The organism is Robertmurraya phoenicis (genome assembly GCF_047302285.1).
Taxonomy (GTDB): domain Bacteria; phylum Bacillota; class Bacilli; order Bacillales; family Cytobacillaceae; genus Robertmurraya.
In genome coordinates this window covers 1,096,603-1,114,712 of the sequence record NZ_CP154845.1, presented here as the reverse complement: position 1 = coordinate 1,114,712, position 18,110 = coordinate 1,096,603, and the positions used below count along the sequence as shown (strand labels likewise).

General features: G+C 36.5%; 21 protein-coding genes. 6 read left to right on the top strand and 15 right to left on the bottom strand.

Going from position 1 to position 18,110, the window contains the following annotated elements:
* Positions 1-11 precede the first annotated feature (11 nt).
* The 5 genes from AA0X71_RS05385 to AA0X71_RS05365 form a co-directional block, all read right to left on the bottom strand.
* Entirely contained in the window at positions 12-656 is a 645-nt protein-coding gene (locus tag AA0X71_RS05385) for a sugar transferase (protein WP_413362483.1), read from the bottom strand.
* A 65-nt stretch (positions 657-721) separates the two neighbouring features.
* Positions 722-1,606 carry a UTP--glucose-1-phosphate uridylyltransferase GalU gene (gene galU, locus AA0X71_RS05380; RefSeq protein WP_413360103.1) on the bottom strand — a complete coding sequence of 295 codons (885 nt, stop codon included), beginning with the start codon at positions 1,604-1,606 and terminating at the stop codon, positions 722-724.
* Between the two features lie 46 nt (positions 1,607-1,652).
* Entirely contained in the window at positions 1,653-2,339 is a 687-nt protein-coding gene (locus AA0X71_RS05375) for a CpsD/CapB family tyrosine-protein kinase (protein WP_413360100.1), read from the bottom strand.
* Positions 2,329-3,060: a YveK family protein gene (locus AA0X71_RS05370; RefSeq protein ID WP_413360098.1), complete on the bottom strand. Its 732-nt coding sequence runs from the start codon at positions 3,058-3,060 to the stop codon at positions 2,329-2,331. The genes AA0X71_RS05375 and AA0X71_RS05370 overlap by 11 nt, the downstream gene beginning before the upstream one ends.
* An 83-nt stretch (positions 3,061-3,143) precedes the next feature.
* Entirely contained in the window at positions 3,144-3,485 is a 342-nt protein-coding gene (locus tag AA0X71_RS05365) for a helix-turn-helix domain-containing protein (RefSeq protein ID WP_413360095.1), read from the bottom strand.
* A gap of 899 nt (positions 3,486-4,384) precedes the next feature.
* On the opposite strand from AA0X71_RS05365, the gene AA0X71_RS05360 reads away from it, so the two are divergent.
* Together AA0X71_RS05360 and AA0X71_RS05355 are read left to right on the top strand one after the other, a co-directional pair.
* Positions 4,385-5,728, top strand: a complete 1,344-nt coding sequence (locus AA0X71_RS05360) for a sodium-dependent transporter (protein WP_413360092.1) — start codon at positions 4,385-4,387, stop codon at positions 5,726-5,728.
* 134 nt (positions 5,729-5,862) lie between these two features.
* Positions 5,863-6,096, top strand: a complete 234-nt coding sequence (locus AA0X71_RS05355; protein ID WP_413360090.1) for a helix-turn-helix domain-containing protein — start codon at positions 5,863-5,865, stop codon at positions 6,094-6,096.
* A gap of 91 nt (positions 6,097-6,187) precedes the next feature.
* Here the strand turns inward: AA0X71_RS05355 and AA0X71_RS05350 are convergent, their stop codons facing one another.
* The 3 genes from AA0X71_RS05350 to AA0X71_RS05340 form a co-directional block, all read right to left on the bottom strand.
* A complete protein-coding gene (locus AA0X71_RS05350; protein WP_413360087.1) occupies positions 6,188-6,586 on the bottom strand; it encodes an ABC transporter transmembrane domain-containing protein in 399 nt (132 codons plus the stop codon).
* 386 nt (positions 6,587-6,972) lie between these two features.
* Positions 6,973-8,142 carry an aminotransferase gene (locus tag AA0X71_RS05345; protein ID WP_413360085.1) on the bottom strand — a complete coding sequence of 390 codons (1,170 nt, stop codon included), beginning with the start codon at positions 8,140-8,142 and terminating at the stop codon, positions 6,973-6,975.
* Positions 8,142-8,642, bottom strand: a complete 501-nt coding sequence (locus AA0X71_RS05340; RefSeq protein WP_413360082.1) for an Lrp/AsnC family transcriptional regulator — start codon at positions 8,640-8,642, stop codon at positions 8,142-8,144. The genes AA0X71_RS05345 and AA0X71_RS05340 overlap by 1 nt, the downstream gene beginning before the upstream one ends.
* A 348-nt stretch (positions 8,643-8,990) precedes the next feature.
* Here AA0X71_RS05340 and AA0X71_RS05335 point away from each other — a divergent pair, with 348 nt between their 5' ends.
* On the top strand, positions 8,991-9,818 hold the full coding sequence (locus AA0X71_RS05335; protein WP_413360080.1) for an alpha/beta fold hydrolase: 828 nt from the start codon (positions 8,991-8,993) through the stop codon (positions 9,816-9,818).
* A gap of 22 nt (positions 9,819-9,840) precedes the next feature.
* Here AA0X71_RS05335 and AA0X71_RS05330 read toward each other — a convergent pair whose 3' ends face one another.
* Entirely contained in the window at positions 9,841-10,101 is a 261-nt protein-coding gene (locus AA0X71_RS05330; RefSeq protein ID WP_413360077.1) for a DUF1871 family protein, read from the bottom strand.
* A 119-nt stretch (positions 10,102-10,220) separates the two neighbouring features.
* On the opposite strand from AA0X71_RS05330, the gene AA0X71_RS05325 reads away from it, so the two are divergent.
* The gene (locus AA0X71_RS05325; protein ID WP_413360074.1) at positions 10,221-11,390 is read left to right on the top strand and encodes a MalY/PatB family protein; all 1,170 of its coding nucleotides are present in this window, start codon (positions 10,221-10,223) and stop codon (positions 11,388-11,390) included.
* Between the two features lie 31 nt (positions 11,391-11,421).
* On the opposite strand, the gene AA0X71_RS05320 is transcribed toward AA0X71_RS05325, so the two are convergent.
* Entirely contained in the window at positions 11,422-11,631 is a 210-nt protein-coding gene (locus AA0X71_RS05320; RefSeq protein ID WP_413360071.1) for a hypothetical protein, read from the bottom strand.
* A gap of 111 nt (positions 11,632-11,742) precedes the next feature.
* Positions 11,743-12,447, bottom strand: a complete 705-nt coding sequence (locus tag AA0X71_RS05315; protein ID WP_413360069.1) for a peptidylprolyl isomerase — start codon at positions 12,445-12,447, stop codon at positions 11,743-11,745.
* Positions 12,448-12,561: 114 nt separating this feature from the next.
* Between AA0X71_RS05315 and AA0X71_RS05310 the strand changes: the two genes are divergently transcribed.
* Positions 12,562-12,942 carry a kinase-associated lipoprotein B gene (locus AA0X71_RS05310; RefSeq protein WP_413360067.1) on the top strand — a complete coding sequence of 127 codons (381 nt, stop codon included), beginning with the start codon at positions 12,562-12,564 and terminating at the stop codon, positions 12,940-12,942.
* Positions 12,943-12,990: 48 nt separating this feature from the next.
* On the opposite strand, the gene kapD is transcribed toward AA0X71_RS05310, so the two are convergent.
* Positions 12,991-13,611, bottom strand: coding sequence for a 3'-5' exonuclease KapD (gene kapD, locus AA0X71_RS05305; RefSeq protein ID WP_413360065.1), 621 nt, complete (start codon positions 13,609-13,611; stop codon positions 12,991-12,993).
* 227 nt (positions 13,612-13,838) lie between these two features.
* Between kapD and AA0X71_RS05300 the strand changes: the two genes are divergently transcribed.
* A complete protein-coding gene (locus AA0X71_RS05300) occupies positions 13,839-15,704 on the top strand; it encodes a transglycosylase domain-containing protein (RefSeq protein WP_413360062.1) in 1,866 nt (621 codons plus the stop codon).
* Positions 15,705-15,756: 52 nt separating this feature from the next.
* Here AA0X71_RS05300 and AA0X71_RS05295 read toward each other — a convergent pair whose 3' ends face one another.
* The 3 genes from AA0X71_RS05295 to AA0X71_RS05285 all read right to left on the bottom strand — a co-directional run bounded on the left by AA0X71_RS05295 (position 15,757) and on the right by AA0X71_RS05285 (position 17,988).
* Entirely contained in the window at positions 15,757-16,932 is a 1,176-nt protein-coding gene (locus AA0X71_RS05295) for a TIGR04053 family radical SAM/SPASM domain-containing protein (protein ID WP_413360060.1), read from the bottom strand.
* 139 nt (positions 16,933-17,071) lie between these two features.
* Entirely contained in the window at positions 17,072-17,629 is a 558-nt protein-coding gene (locus tag AA0X71_RS05290; protein ID WP_413360058.1) for a DUF5366 family protein, read from the bottom strand.
* A 140-nt stretch (positions 17,630-17,769) separates the two neighbouring features.
* A complete protein-coding gene (locus tag AA0X71_RS05285) occupies positions 17,770-17,988 on the bottom strand; it encodes a hypothetical protein (protein ID WP_413360056.1) in 219 nt (72 codons plus the stop codon).
* Between the last annotated feature and the right edge of the window lie 122 nt (positions 17,989-18,110).

Below are 18,110 nucleotides of genomic sequence, written 5' to 3'. Positions count from 1 at the left end.
TCCTTTTCTATTTAATAGGCTCCCTTTCGACTAACAACCTGAAAAATAGTATAAAATAATATTTTAATATCTAATAGCAATGACTTATTGAAAACGTAATAAAGTTCAATATTGACGCGCTCTGGATAACCGATAGCGCTCCTCCCGTTAGATTGCCAGTACCCCGTTATCCCCGGTTTTACTGACAAAAAATCATCAACTTTATCTTTATATTCCTTCAATTCAATATCTACTACAGGTCTCGGGCCCACAAGACTCATTTCTCCTTTTAACACATTAATAAATTGCGGAAATTCATCTAGACTTGTATTTCTAATAAATTTTCCGAATTTCGTTATTCTTGGGTCTTGATCCTGCTCTAATTTGTAATTATTTCTTACATATTTTTGATAAAGAACTTTGTTTTCTTTCAATTTTTCTTCTGCCCCTATAATCATTGAACGAAATTTGTAAACCTCAAATTTCTTCCCGTATTTTCCAATCCTCTCTTGCTTATAGAACATCGGTCCCTTGTTCTCCCCCCTTTTATACACTAGATAAAAAAAGATGATCAAAAATAAAAGCACTAATATCCCTATTAGCGCTCCTACAATATCAATGATTCTTTTGGTAAAATGAAATAGTTTGTCATCGTCTTTAATAGCCGTAACTTCAATTGAATAGCTCCCTCCAGCTATTTCTTCCTTAGCTAGTTCACGATTTATCTGGGATTCCAATCAATTTACCCCCTCTGAGACTTTTCCAAAGCGACTTTGTCTACTAAATATTCTAAAATTTCATCCTTTAATTCCTCTCTCTGTAGTGCAAATTCTAGCATTGTTAGGATGAATCCTAATTTTTCACCTACATCATATCGTTTCCCTTCAAATTCATAGGCAAATACACGTTGAATTTCATTTAGCTTTTGAATCGCATCGGTCAACTGAATTTCTCCTCCAGCTCCAATTTCTTGTTTTTCTAGAAATAAAAATATCTCTGGGGTCAGAATATATCGACCGATGATCGCTAAATTGGATGGCGCTGTTCCTATGGAAGGTTTTTCAACAAAATGACGAACGGCATAACGATTTCCTAATTGTTTACTAGGTTCAATGATTCCATAACGATGTGTTTCATGATCTGGTACGGTTTGTACTCCGATAACGGATGAAAGAGTTTTTTCATACTCATTGATTAATTGTTTTAAACATGGGATTTTTGCCTGTACGATGTCATCTCCTAATAAAACAGCAAAGGGCTCATTCCCAATAAATTTACGTGCACACCATATGGCATGCCCTAATCCTTTTGGTTCCTTTTGTCTAATATAGTGAATATCTACTTTCGATGGGGCTTGAACCTTCTCTAGTAATTCATATTTATTTTTTTCCATTAGATTATTTTCAAGTTCAAATGCATTATCAAAATGATCTTCTATTGCTCGTTTTCCTTTTCCTGTAACGATAATAATATCCTCAATTCCAGAAGCAATGGCCTCTTCTACAATATATTGAATCGTTGGCTTATCTACAATTGGAAGCATTTCTTTCGGCATCGCCTTTGTTACTGGCAGGAATCTCGTTCCAAGTCCTGCAGCTGGAATAATCGCTTTTCTAATCCTTTTCATATCTCCCTCAACCCTCTTCTTAATTTCTTTTCTAGGAGCTCCACCTTTAATTGATACGTTTCACTAACTTTGGTTTCTTTCTCTGTATTCGATTAATTACGACACCTAGAAACCTTGAACGAGCTTTTTCTAATAATTCTTTTGCTTCTAAAGCCGTGCTTTTTTGAGTTTTTCGACTCGTAATCACTAGAACAACACCATCACATTTATTCGCTAAAATTTGAGCATCTGTAACAGATAATGCTGGAGGTGTATCGAAAACAATATATTGATAATCCGCATATATTTCTTTCAAGATAAGTTCCATTGAGTCTGAGTTTAATAACTCTGATGGATTCAATGGAATCGGTCCACTGGTCAACACATCCAGATTCGGAATATAGGATTTTGTTATCACTTCATCTAAATAGAGCATTTTTTTAAGCACACTTGTGAGACCCTTATTATTTATCATATTAAAGGCCATATGGAGAGAAGGGGTTCTTAAGTTTGAATCTACAAGTAATACTTTTTTCTCCTGCTGCGCGAGCACAATGGCAAGATTTGCAGCTGTTGTCGATTTCCCGTCTCCTTTTTCAGGGGATGTCACCACAATTGATTTAATTTCTTTATCATCAACAGCAGAGTATAGAATATTCGTTCGAATTAAACGAAAGTGCTCCGAAATAGAAATCCTCGGATAATTATATGCAACCAATTCTATTTGATTTTTATTTCTTTTCTTACGACCCAAACGACTCAACCCCAATTTCCTCTATCTTTATTCTTTCTTTTGTTTTTATTTTCGACATTTCTTCAATCGATCCAAGTACTGGTAATTCTAAAAATGTATGAACATCAAGACTATCTTTAATCGTGTTATCTAAATATTCCATAAATAAAATCCAAGCAATCCCTAGTAATAAGCTAATAATTACTCCAATGCCAATAATCAAAAATGGTTTAGGTTTAACAGGAACTTGATTATTAAGTCGTTCCGCTCTCGCTAAAACACTTACGTTATCCACATTCATAATCCCTTTTATTTCCTGCTGAAATGTATTGGTAATAGAATTAGCAATCGCAATAGCCGTATCGGGGTCATTATGTTCAATAATTAATGAAAAGACCTGAGAATTATCTTGACTAACAACCGAAATATTTTGATTGAGTTCCTCTATACTCGTTGAAAGATTAAGGTTTTTAATTACTTTTTCTAAAATTGCAGGGCTTTTGATGATGACACTATAAGTATTAATTAGACTTATATTACTTTGTTGCTGACCAATGTCGAGATTATTTTCCGAATTTTTTTGATTCACCAATATTTGAGTCGATGCCTGATATACGGGGGTTAAAACGAAATAAGAGACTGCTCCACTAACTAATGCTGCAAGAATTATAATGGTAATCAGAAGCTTCCATCGATAAATTAATATCATTAAGATATCTTTAATACTAAGTGACTCTTCCATATAAACCTCCACTACTAACGCTCTTTAATAATCACACTCTTCTAAAACAACAATAATTGATTTTTAAGACTTACAATAAATGTTCAATTTGAATTTTCATTTCTCCATTTAATAAATTCAAGCAATGTTTTATACTCATGGAGTTGGTCCTTGCCTATTCCTAATTCCTTTAATTCTTTAAGTAGCACTACCCACTCATTGTCAACATTTAAATATCTATCCAAATCCGATCCGGTTTTAAGTAAAGTGATTAAGTCCACATCTAATACGGTAGCAATTTTTTGGATAACTTCAAGTGAGGGATTCTTGTTAATGTTCCGCTCAATATTACTTAAATAAGACTTTGATATATTGGATAGCTCGGATAATTGAGTGAGTGTATAACCCCTTTGTTTCCTAATTTCTGCAATATTTTTTCCGATCATTGATAAGGTAACCCCTTTTTAATGCCGAACTATATACTAGCAACGTCATAAATATGATTCAAATTCAATGGTGAGACTTAATGAACTTCACCTAGCTTTGTCGACTTTAATTGAAAACCTTTCTTTTCATATATCCGTTTATAAATCATGACTTCATTATTTCCTTCAATTTTATAGTTGTTTATAAAAACAACTACTTAAATGTTGACCCCTTTTATCCCCCAACACCTCCTGTAAAAAAAATAAATATCCATATTCTTTCATCAAATCATTGGCTATTGCCATTTAAAATCCTTAACTACAACGTCTTTTGTTCAACATATTCCCCTATCGATGGCTATATGAATCTGGAGAAATTTTTGCTAATGGAGAACTCGCTTGAAAGTCTGAAGTGACATAATATCCACTTCATTCAAAACTTTACAGTTAAAAATTTTAATGATTAAATGGGCATCTAACCCTCCCTCACATCACACTTTCGACGACTAGCATCTAAGGTTATTCCAAACAACCCACAGTATGACCGAGTGCCTTCATTGATATCGGCAAGAAGACATCACCTAAAATTATTAAATTCTTTATTAAGAACAATTAAAGGATATGTTAACTACAACATTTTTTTCATACATTACTGGATACCTTCTGTTCGTTCTTTATAACGAATACGTTCCATATAAAGAACTATACCACCTTTCTAGGAAAGATAACAAGTACTTTTTTCAACTTTATGTATTCTTTAAGTTAACTTTAACTTCTTTAATTTCTAAGACTATATAAAAATTCCGTAAAATTAAAAAAATCACATTATATATAGGAAATACATTTTTTAGAACTACCTTTTTTCGACAATTCATAGTAACATGTAAAAATATCAATCGATTGAAGGAGATTTTTTTATAATGAACAAACAAGATCAATGGACATCAAAGCTTGGATTTATTTTAGCTGCTGCTGGGTCTGCAATTGGACTCGGGGCAATTTGGAAATTCCCTTATGTGGCAGGAACCAATGGAGGAGCCGTCTTTTTTCTTATTTTTATCGCTTTTACTGTATTAATTGGAGCTCCTATACTGATTGCGGAATTTGTTATCGGTCGGAATACACAAAAGGATGCAATCAGCTCCTATCGTCAACTTGCTCCTCGTTCTCCCTGGCAACTTCTCGGCTATTTAGGGGTAGTCGCTTCAATTATTTTACTATCCTTTTATAGTGTTGTCGGGGGATGGATTTTATCGTATTTATGGAGAAGTATAACTGGAGCCTTTTCTGGATTATCCCCAAGTGAGTATGTTGACCTTTTTAACCATACAATTGGCAATACTGCAGAAGTCATGATTGCTCAATTCATCTTTCTTTTATTAACCATATGGGTCGTTCAAGGTGGGATTCAAAAAGGAATTGAAAAGGCGAATAAGTATATGATGCCAGCATTATTTATTCTTTTCATTATACTTGCCATCCGCTCCATGACTTTAGATGGAGCATTAGAAGGAGTCTCCTTTTTGTTAAAGCCTGACTTTAGCAGTGTCACTGGGGAAACCTTTCTTCTTGCCTTAGGTCAATCCTTTTTTGCTTTAAGTGTTGGGATATCAGTGATGGTCACATATGCCTCTTATTTAGCAAAAACTGAGAATATTATGAAGTCCGCCTTTTCGGTCGTTGGCTTAAATATTTTCATTTCTCTATTAGCAGGACTTGTGATCTTTCCAGCAGTATTTGCTCTTGGATTCGAACCTGGAGAAGGACCTGGACTTGTTTTTGTCGTTCTTCCAGCTGTCTTTAATGAAATTGCTTTTGGCGGATTCTTTTTAACGATTTTCCTCATTCTACTCTTGTTTGCAACCCTAACATCTGCCTTTTCAATTTTAGAAATTGTGGTCGCGGCGAGTGTGAAAAAAGATGCTGGAAAAAGAAAGAAAGCGACTTGGCTTGCTGGGATTCTCATTTTTGTTGTTGGAGTACCGAGTGCCCTTTCTTTCGGTAGTTTAGCAGAGATTAATATATTTGATAAAAGCATTTTTGATTTTGCCGATTTTCTGGTCAGTAATATTAGCTTACCGCTCGGTGCTTTGTTTATCTCCTTATTTATCGGCTATCGTTTACCTAGACAAGCTGTTAAAGAAGAACTCAATCTCGGAACGAACGGTTTAGGTACCCTCTTTGATATTTGGTACTTTGCCATTCGATACATCGCCCCTGTTGGCATTATCTTTGTCTTTTTAAACTCGATAGGATTGTTTTAGACCATTTTTAAGGCTACCAGTTACACTGGTAGCCTTAAGGTGTTAAGAAATATTCACGAAAGAAACCATCCGTACAACCCTTGACGTGTTACACTATAAATAGAAATATATGTCATGGAAAGGAAGGTGAGAATATGGGTTCCATCGGTGATAACATTAAGCTTTACCGGGAAAGGGCCAATATGTCCCAAGAGGAGCTCGCAGTTAAAATACGTGTTGGGACGACCAGAATTGAAAAATATGAAACTGGACAGCACATTCCTACAAGAGAAACACTTCTAAAAATCTCCACAGTGCTGGATGTACCAGCAGCAGAACTTCTACAAAACTATGACCAAGTCAACGAAACAATGTTTAAGCAAATGTAAAAACAAAAAAGAAAGCGTTTACTTTTTATAGCGAGGATTCCTCGCTTTTTTATTATGTGAAAAAGAAAAGCTACTCATATTGAGATACAATTCAAAGAAAGCAGAGGGCGTTTAAGGATAATCCAATAAGAAATTTAAATACTCTTTTACTTAGCCCTAATGTGGTCTGTACTCCCATTTGATAATCTGAATGGTTATGAATCGGTTCGTATATATAAGCCAGATAAGTATAAAAAGCAATCAGACTTCCAAGTGATAGTGACTGATTTAAAACAAAATGACTACCTGTTAACAATATCGCAACTGGCAACATGGTTATGATAAATATTGTGGACCCTTTTCCAATACTATTGAAAAAAAGATGATGCTTAACAAAACGAAAATGATGATCCAGCTTTCGAGCAAACATTCTCGTAAAAAAAGACTTTTTACTAAAAACTTTTATTGTATTAATTCCGTTAATTGTTTCTTGAGTGGAATTTAATATCAAATAGAAAGCTTCCTGAAAAAAGCTCCTACAAAATGTAGGAAGCTTCGGTTTGTCTCATTCGATCTAAACATCTCTCACCCTTAAGCGGAATTTTTCCTGTTATCTCCTCAATGGAGTCCTTTTTAGGGGAAATAACGGAAGATTTTCCGCTTATGGAGAGCAAAATCGTTTATTTTGGCATTTTTTGAGGGAATAGCAGGAATTTTTCCTGTTATTTCGGCTCTTTTTCATGATGCTTGCTCATTAAGCGGAATTTTCCCTGTTATTATTTCATACCGATACTCCTACTGTTTATACGAACATTTTATTTACAAGTCGAGGGAATTGATAAATTCCTGGACAAAAATAAAGAGATGCCAACTAGCGCTTAGCATCTCTAATAAATTTTACGTTTGCCTCATTATAAAGCTTTTCATTCTCTTAATCGACTCCTGCAATTGCTCCATCGAAGATGCATAGGAGCAGCGAATATGCCCTTCACCACTTTCACCAAATACATTTCCTGGGACGACAGCGACTTTTTCCTCAATTAACAATCTCTCAGCAAACTGTTCTGAAGTTAATCCTGTGCACTTAATAGACGGAAACGCATAGAACGCTCCACCTGGAATATGGCATTCAAGACCGATTTCATTTAATGATTGAACAAAATAATTCCTTCTCCGGCGATAGCTTTTCCTCATCTCATTGACATCCTCATGCCCATTTCTCAATGCTTCAACCGCTGCGAATTGGGCCATCGTCGGTGCACACATCATGGCGTATTGGTGAATTTTCAGCATTGCTTCCGTCAATTCCTTTGGCGCACAGACAAAGCCTAAGCGCCATCCTGTCATCGCAAATCCCTTGGAAAAACCTGAAATCAAAATTGTTCTCTCTCTCATATCTTCAATCGCCGCAAAACTAACAAATTTCTCATCGTAGGAAAGCTCTGCGTATATTTCATCTGAAATAATGACCAAATCGTGCTTCTTGGCCACATCTGCAATTGCTTCAAGATCTTCTTGATTTAGCATCGTACCAGTTGGATTATTAGGTGAGCAAAGAATAATGGCCTTTGTTCGCTCAGTAATAACTTGCTCCAACTCAGCTGGTGTAACCTTGAAACCATTTTCCTTTTTCGTTTGAACAGTAATTCCTTTGCCTCCTGCCAAATTGACAAGAGGCGCATAAGACACAAAGCTCGGCTCAATCACAATTACCTCGTCACCTGGGTCCACGATCGCTCTTAAGGCGATATCTAAAGCTTGACTTGCTCCTACTGTCACAATGATTTCACTGCTTGCTGAATACGTTAAATCAAAGCCTTTCTCCATATACGAGGCAATCTCTTCCCTTAATTCTAGCAGCCCTGCATTCGCCGTATAGGATGTATAGCCTTGTTCAAGAGAAAGAATTGCCGCTTCTCTTACTGACCATGAGGTAACAAAATCTGGTTCCCCTACTCCCAAGGAAATAACCCCTTCCATTCCCGCTGCAAGATCAAAAAAACGGCGAATACCTGAGGGTTTCAAATCTTCCACAGTCTTAGATAAATATGTTTTAGTTTGCCTCATTAAGGGGACACCACAATTCGTTTGTCATCGTCACCTTGTTCAAAAATCGTACCGTCATGCTTATACTTTTTCAAGATAAAATGAGTCGTCGTGGAAATAACAGAATCTAATGTAGACAATTTCTGTGACACAAAATTAGCCACTTCATTCATTGATTTCCCTTCCACAATAACCGATAAATCATACGCTCCAGACATTAAATAAAGGGCCTTTACTTCTTTAAAACGATAAATTCTTTCAGCAATCTCATCAAAGCCCACCCCACGTTTTGGTGTAACCTTGACATCGATCATCGCAGTGACCCCTTCATGACCAGATATTTTGGACCAATCAACAATCGAGGAATACTGAACAATAACATTATTCTCCTCTAATTTCTTGATTAATTCCTCCGTCTCCTTTACACTAATATTCACCATTTTGGCAATATCATCAACCATTGTCCGTGCATCTTTTTCAAGAATCTCAACAATCTCTAACTCTTTATCCGTTAACTTCATCCAAGACCCACCTTCAATATCAAATACAAACTATGGCAACCGTATTCAAATTAGAATAAAAAAATAGTAAATACACCTGTCATAAAATAACTAAATTATAGCAAAATATCCATAAGTTAATCAATTTTAGATTAACCCAAAAAAACGTTTATTTCACTCTAAAGGCTAAACCTACGGGCTACCACACCCTAAGATTTTTGGCTCATTTTGCCCCAACATCATGAAACGCAGGAGAAAGCTCGCTTTCTCAATGCGTTTCATGATGTTGGGGCTACCTTTCAGCCTAGAGCGAAAAAGGCGTGTGAAACCGCAAGGTTTCACACGAAATAAACAAAAGGAGGAATTTCCATGGAATACCCTCATTACAAAGGTCATCAACAAATTAATGGAAATGACCTCTACTATGAATACTATAAAAATGAAGAGTCACCATTAACGCTCGTTTTAATACACGGGTTTTTGTCTTCCACCTTTAGTTTCCGAAGATTAATCCCGTTATTAAAAGAAGAGTTTAATGTTGTATGTGTTGATCTCCCTCCCTTTGGCAATAGTGGGAAATCAACAGAATATATTTATTCCTATAAGAATATGGCAAGTTCGATTATTGAGCTCACACAAAAACTTGGAGTACATGAATTCATTGCCGTTGGACATTCAATGGGTGGACAAATATCTTTGAACATGGCCCACTTACGACCAGACCTCGTTCAGAAAGTTGTATTACTTTGCAGCTCAGGTTATTTAGAGCGATCAAGACAATCTTTAATCCTAGCGAGCTATCTTCCATTCTTTCATTTAATCGTCAAAAGACATTTAGCTCGTTCAGGTGTATTGAAAAACCTGCAAAACGTCGTCTACAATCAATCCTTAATTGATGAAGAGATGTTTCATGGATATATGCGACCTTTTTTAGAGGATGATATTTTTAAAGGGCTTACCCGATTGATTCGCCATCGTGAAGGAGATTTACCTGCGCAAGTGCTCCAACAAATCGAAACCCCTTGTTTATTAATATGGGGCGAGCATGATAAAGTCGTACCCCTACAAATCGGCAAACGACTACACAAAGATCTGAAACAATCTAAGCTAATAGTATTCGAAGAAACCGGTCATTTAGTTCCAGAGGAGAGACCAGAAGATGTTTTTTTACATATAAGAGAATTTATTTCAAACTAAAAACAGCCCTTTGGAGCTGTTTTTAGATCGAGCAACTTCCCTCATTTTTAATGGCGAGGAGTTCTCGAGCAAGTTGCTGACATTTTTCTAAAGGAATGCGTTCCTCAAAAGAAAATTCATAAATCTCTTGAATTTTCTCGGCCAGCACCCCTTCTTCTTCCATGAAATGAACGGCTGCAATCGAATCGGCAATCTCTGGATCATATGCCTCTTCCCCAAGTCTGAAGGGATCCCATTTTTTTAATGTCAGTACGAGCTTTAAGTTTGTCTCCAGCATTTCCATACATATCACCTAATTATTTATATTTAAGTAACCGAAGCAATCACTTTAGTTTCTATTTTTTGCTATATATTCTATCATAAGTATTAAGAACTTTATATTTATTGAAATGGGGTGCAGCAATGGGTATATATGATTTTCATAATAAGATTGATCGCCAAAATACAGCTTCTGTAAAATGGGGATTAAATCACGCAATTTTCGGGACAAATGAAGTCTTACCAATGTGGGTAGCTGATATGGACTTTCAACCACCACATGAAGTCACAGAAGCTTTAAAAAATAGGTTAGACCATGGAATTTATGGATATACATACGTTCCCGATCGTGTATCACAGGCTGTTCAGTCATGGGTAAACAAACGGCACAACTGGGAGATCCATCCGTCTTGGCTTCTCTATAGCCCTGGTGTTGTTCCTTCCATCGGAATTGCGATTCAGGCCCTGACAGAACCTGGAGATAAGGTCATGCTTCAATCACCTGTCTATACTCCTTTTTTCAATATGATTGAAAAGAATGAACGTGTCGTCGTCAATTCACCTCTAACATTGAAAGATAATCGCTATGAAATTGATTTTGGAGATTTTGAGGAGAAACTAAAAGAAGGGGTAAAGCTCTTTATCCTATGTAACCCTCATAATCCAAGTGGTCGTGCTTGGAACGAGACTGAGCTTACGAAGATAGCAGATCTTTGTTTACAATATAACTGTTATATATTGTCCGATGAGATTCATTCCGATCTTATGTATAAGCCGAACAAACACCTTCCGATTGCTTCATTAGATGAGAAATTTACAGATCATATTATTACTTGCATTGCACCGAGTAAGACCTTTAATCTAGCCGGTCTTCAAGCATCTGCGGTAATAATTCCAAACAAAGAGCTTCGTGATCTCTTTCAAAATATGCAAAATAAGCTAGGGTTTTTCAGCTTAAATACGTTTGGGGTTATGGGTATGGAAGCTGCTTACACATATGGAGAAACTTGGCTTGAGGAATTATTAGATTATTTGAAAGAAAATGTTGAGATCGCCACTAGTTTTATTGAAAAAGAATTACCTAGTCTTTCTGTCATGGAGCCGGACGGCACATATTTACTATGGATCGACTGTCGCAAACTTGGCTTGTCTGACGAAGAACTCAAAGAGCGACTCATCAAAAAAGGAAAGCTTGCTCTTGAACCAGGACCAAAATACGGTCCAGGTGGAGAAGGATTCGTGCGTATGAATATTGGTTGTACCCGTGAAACTTTAGTCGATGGATTGGAACGTTTAAAAAAAGCATTCACGTGATCTAAAACAGGAGTCCCCTATGGCTCCTGTTTCATTCTTTCTTTTCCTCTTGTGCGTACTGAAGCATTTTTTCTTCAAGAGCTTTTGTTTTTTCTTCATCTTGCTTCGATTTTTTCATAATAAATCTCATCGTTAAAACCGCTCCGATGACAAAAATAACAGATGTGATCGCCGCTGGGATGTACTCTGTTTTATCCTCAGGGAAGTATAAAAAGAGCGATAAAATCGTCCAGTGAAGCATGAAAATCTTCCTCTCTGTTTTTCGATTCCAAATATTCCTGTCCATTAAATTATTATATCAGTCCATCGCCGGTCCCACCATCAATTTAACTTAGTCTTAAGATGCTGTCATCTATTTTAAAACGGTTATTTTTTGAATCAGCACTTCTTCAGCCGGTTTCCCACTCGAGTCAACTGTGACTGACGCAATTTTATCAACAACATCCATTCCTTCAACTACTTGACCAAAAACGGTATGTACCTGATCTAGCCAAGGTGTCCCCCCATTAGCTTTGTACGCATCAATGATTTCTTGTGGATAATTGTTTTTTTCCATGTCTTTTATTTGGCTATCATCTACTGCTTTTCGTTGGACAATGAAAAACTGACTTGAATTCGTGTTTTTTACTCCAAAATTAGCCATCGATAAGGCACCACGTAAGTTATAAAGCTCGTCTGAGAATTCATCTTCAAAAAAATCGCCATAGATACTTTCCCCACCTGCACCTGTGCCAAGGGGATCGCCACCTTGAATCATAAAATCATTCAACACACGATGGAAGGTAAGGCCATCGTAATAGCCGTTTTCACTATGTGTAATGAAATTCTCTACTGTTTTTGGAGCTTGTTCTGTAAATAACTTAATTTTAATATTCCCCATTGATGTTTCCATCTCTACGAGACGTTCACCTTCAAGAACTTCTGTTGTTAACTGTGGAAAAGTTAAGTCTTCATTTTTTTGTTTTCCAGTTTCTTGTCCACTTTTTAATAAATAGAAATAAGTTCCAAATAAGATGACTGCCACCACAGCAATAATCATATAATGTTGTTTTTTCAAACATAATCCCTCCAGACATTCATGCTATCTTTTTATATTCTACCTCAAACGTTGTAGCTTTGACTTAATTGCGTCATAATTATATTAGATCATTTTTAAGAAAGGAGCATACATATGAGTGAATTAAACATTGGCGATACAGTGACAGCCTTTTATAAGACAGGGAAATATATAGGCGAAATCACCGACATCCGTGGGGAGAATTATTTAGTGAGGGTATTAGCAGTAGCGAAACATCCGATGCAAGGAGATATCCATTCCGGGAAGGAAGTAGATGTACCTTTATTTCATGAAAGGCGTGCACTTGCTTACAGGGAACAGGCAAATATGCCGAAAAAAATGGTTAAACCATATGAGGGAGAATTTCCTGAATACTTGCCCTCTTTACAGGATGCTTTAGCAAAAATGAAGCAAGAACTTCAAGCAGAAGATTCTCTATGGGCAGAAAAAAGCCTGAAAAATATAGAAATCCTCGAAAAGGATTATTTTAAATAAAATTATTAGATCATAATAAGCCAAATCATATAATATAGATTTGGCTTATTATGCTAGATTATTAAAGAGCTTTGAAAAATCTACTCTATCCCCAATTGTTGTTGGTTCGTGTTGCTTTAAGTATTTTTTATCCTTTTCCACTAATTTAAAAATATGATAGGTCGTCAGGGCATCATCAAGAGCTCTATGATGCTTTCCAACTCCTTCTTTTCCGTATTCCTGAACAGCCTTCCATAATCCTGTTTGATTTTGATCCCCGAAGAAACGTTTATATTCCATCGATAAATCAATTTCTTGCCCTTTGATCGGAAATGGGTAGCTTCCTTTTTGACAATTATTGCGTAATACCTTCATATCCATGTTGCCCCAGGTAACAACTGTATTCTTTTTACTAGCAGATGTAATATCTTGGAACTTCTTTACAAGTTCTGCGAACGGGATACCTGAGTTCACCTGTTCTTGAGAAATATTCAAAAATGATTTACAGCGTTGTGATAATACGGGAAAACGTTCTGGCAACACATAGGATGAGTATTGCTCATATATTTGATTATTTCGAACGTCTACAATCCCTACTTCAATAATCTCAGGAAAAAATCCTTTGTATCTTGGACTTCTTTCAGGCATTGTAAATTCAAAGTCAATAAATAAATATTGATGCTCCTCCACTTCCTTTTTCCCTCCCTTCAGAAACTATTATCTTTTTATTATATCATTTTTTAAACTTAGTTTTTTAACTTTTCTGTAAAAAGAAGGCACTTTTCTAAAACTTTTCCACCTTAAAGATTTTTTCTGACATTGTGGATTAACGATGGATCACATATAATGATGTAAGTTCTAGAATTTGGAACTTTACTGTGTTGATAACGAAGTTTTTGAAAAGGAATGGATCTGTCATGGGGCGTATGCTCACCGGCTATTTATTTATTATTTTGTTCTTGCCTATTTTTATTGTTCTTGTCATGCTCACTTCCACTGAAATGGGCCAAGTTCAAAGTTTTCATAGTTTTTTAGATGAACGTATACATATCGAGCAAACGGATCTCAATCAATCTAGCTTTATTCATGATAAACATGGACAGGTTATCTCAGAAATATATAAACCGCTGAACCGTATCTATATAAACTCCGAAAGTATACCAGAATTCACTAAAAATCTATTTATTCTTTCAGAGGATCAACATTTTTATCTGCATCGTGGTTTTGATTTAACGGCTATTGGAAGAGCCTTAGCTGCCAACATCCAAGCAAATGGGATTGAAGAAGGGGCCAGCACCATTACACAACAGTTGGCGCGTAACTTATATTTAAATTATGAGCAGTCTTACAATCGTAAGCTCAGTGAAGTACTGTACGCCTATCAGCTTGAACGAACTTTTTCTAAGGAAGAGATATTAGAACTCTATATAAATACTGTCTACTTTCAAAATGGAGCTTATGGAATTGAGGCAGCTGCCAATATTTATTTTCAAAAGACAACTGCGGAATTAACACCTGCTGAACAAGCCTTTTTAGCAGCTATTCCGAACAACCCCTCACTCTATAACCCGATTAAACATTTTGATCGTACGAAAGCCCGTCAAGAGAGATTAATAGATTTAATGGAAAAAGAAACGATCATCACCAATGAAGAAGCGCTCTCCATGAAAACGGAATCGATCGACATTGATTTACGAAGCAGAACCGACTTATATCCTGATTATGTCACATATGTAGAAGCTGAATTAAAAGAAATGATTTCACAGGCTGAAGGCTTTCAAGATCAAATCAAGCAGGCAAATCCTCAGCAACAAGAAGAACTGAAAAACAAGATAAATCTTCGAGTTCAGGAAGTGTTGGCTTCAGGTGTCATTATTGAGACAGCATTAGATCCTATTGTACAGAAAAGGGCCGTTAATGCGGTTAAGAAATACCTTCCTTATAACAATATTGAGGGTTCCGCAACAGTCATTGATCATCATGCCCACGAGATCATGGCTCTTGTCGGTGGAAAAAATTATCAAAAATACGATTTTAATCGCGCTTTTCAAGGTTACCGTCAGCCTGGTTCAGCGATTAAGCCACTACTTGTATACGGACCTTATATCAATCAGACAAATGCATCGCTTGAGGAAAAGATAAGTGCTGACAATTATTGCGCAAATGAGTATTGTCCAAAAAACTATGGTGGTGGTACATATGGAATGGTGACGCTTGAACAAGCGATCATGCGCTCTTACAATACACCAGCTGTACGTATTTTAAATAAAACAGGTATTGAACATGCCTTTAATGACTTAAATAAATTTCAATTTAAAAGGGTAACAGAAGAGGATCGACGCTTGCCATCCGCGATTGGAGGTTTTTCTTACGGGATGACCTCACTAGAGATGACGAATGCATTTACGGTTTTTGGTACTGAAGGATTTTATCAGCCAGCGCGAGCCATTCGAAAGGTTACGGACTTGAACGGAAATATCCTTTATCAATGGGAAGACAGTGCTGTTCACGTGTGGAATCTCTCCACTATTTCGAAAATGAGAACTGCTTTAAACAAAGTAGTCACGTCAGGCACAGGCAAAAAAGCTTATTTTCCAAGTTCATATATCGGAGGAAAAACTGGCACTACGAATGATTATCATGATTTTTGGTTCATTGGACTGACCGATTCAATTACAGCAGGTGTTTGGATTGGAAAGGATACACCTGCCAATATTAAATATGTGGAGTCAGTGGCACCGCATCAACGCATTTGGAAGGAAATTGTCTCTGGAATACAATAGGACAGACAAAAAGAGGCTGCACCAATTTTGATTGGTACAACCTCTTTTTTATTTATACTTCCACTTCCTGCTTTTTATCTCGCATTGCCATTGGAATGTATACGCAATATGGTTCACTTTCTAAATAGTCTCCTGTGACTGCATACGTTCTAGAACGAGACCCTCCACATACAAAGCGATACTCACATACTCCGCATTTTCCTTTATACAAGTCAGGTTTACGAAGCTCTTTAAGCACTGGAGATTCACGGTAAATTTCCTTTAATGGCTTCTCTCTTACATTTCCAACTTTAATGGGAAGAAGACCACTTGGAAGTACGTCTCCAACATGGGAAATGAAGATAAACCCATTTCCATCATTAACCCCTTTAGGCGCGCGTTTTAAACCATCAATCATAGAAGCGTGATCAGTTGTAATCGTATCTTCATAGCGGATATCCGCTCCATCAATCTTATGCTCTCTTGCTTTTTGCTGAAGCACCACTCTTCGATAATGTTGGGCAGCCGTTGTTTTAATATCAAACGGTGCTGTTTTACTTAATTCATATAGCCATCTAAATACCTTCTCATGCTCAGCTGGTGTAATACAAGCATCCTCTTGTCCTCTTCCCGTTGGAACTAATAGGAAAATATACCACATAACCGCTTTAAGATCCTTCACTACTTCGACCATTTGTTCAAGATGATCGTAATTATAGCGAGAAATAACGGTATTGATTTGCAATGGCATATTGAGTTCATTCAAATATTTAATTTTCTCTATTGTCAGATCAAAAGATCCTGGAGTTCCTCTAAAATGGTCGTGAATTTCAGGCGTTGGACCATCTAAACTGAATCCCCATCTTGAAAGGCCAACATTTTTCGCTCTTTCCATTTTTTCCTTCGTTACATTTGCTGTAGCACTCGGAGTCATGGAAACGCGCATTCCTTTATTCACTGCATATTCTGCTAGCTCAAAAAGGTCCTCTCTCATCATACAATCTCCACCCGTAAATACGAGCATCGGATTGTTCATTTCATAAATTTGATCAATCAGCTTGATTCCTTCTTCATGGGAAAGCTCATTTGGATGCGGTTTCGTTTGTGCATCAGCACGACAATGTACACATTTTAACTGACAGGCTCTTGTAACCTCCCAGATCGCAATAAACGGATTCTCATTATAATCTATCGGTTTTCCCATATGTGGTTGTTGCCCTTTTCCATGTGGGTGTCCTTTTCCATGCATACTAATCACCTGATTCCCTTAGGTTTTTTATACTTTTTATTTAATTATAACGATTATAAATAGGCGCATCAGTTACTTTTGTCACACCTCTCTAGAGTACAAAAAAAGAATGCCCACTTCCTATGAGCATCCTTCGTTCTTAAATTGGCAAGCTTGCCATTATGCTGTTATACACTTTCAAAGCAATATAAATGACCCCACTCAAAATCGAGGACCAAACAACTACTTGAAAAAATATAACCCCGACCGTGCCCAAGAAGGACATCGAGGAACTGATTTTATAGACAAAATAAATAAAGTAAGCAATCGTTGCTCCTACCAAAATGGCCCCAATACCGAGCAAGCTATACAAACTTAAAAGAGATAAGGCTCCTCCAATAAAATAGATAGTAGATCCCGCTCGTATTTGTTTTAAGCTGTCACCCTCAGATTCTTTTGAGAAAAAAAGCAGGGATAGTTCATTAATCGTATTCGCAATTAACTTAAGGGCTGCAAACACCATGAAAAATAGTACAAGAAGTAAAACAAGCAGGGCCAATTGAATCCCACCATCTGAAAAGAATTCCTTCATTCCCTCATATATTCCTGCTTTTTTTAATAAGTCGATTACGGTCATTTCGACTCGAATAGCAAGAGATAAACTAAATAAAAGAATCGCTAATAGTGGAAAATAGCTAGTAAAATATGTATTTTTCATTAAATTTCTCCAAAAGTGCCTATAAAATGAACTGCTTCTTTAGTATAGTTCGATTCATGCCTTTTCTTCAACTAGCGAAAAAACTTTTGGAGGAAAAAATTAGCCCAGAGCAAAAACTCTGAGCTTTCTCGTTACTATTTTTATAACTCCTCAATACGAACGTATTCTCGCGCTTTGAATACTTCATATTTTCTTGGCATACTGAATGGGTTGGAAATCGGCATGATTTCCACAACTTCATCATCCCCATCTGCCAAATTTGGGTCATAAAATTCTCTTGAATTTTGATTATCCCATAACCATGCTAATGAAAATAAAAGGAGAAATATTGAAATGGATGCGATTATTTTCCTTTTCATAGCACACCCCCATCTACTAAGTAGTGTGCGAAAAAACAATAAATTTTATACATGAATACATTTTGTCTCAATATTTTCTCGTTTAAGAGACGGTTTTAACCATAAAAAACAGTCGAAAACGA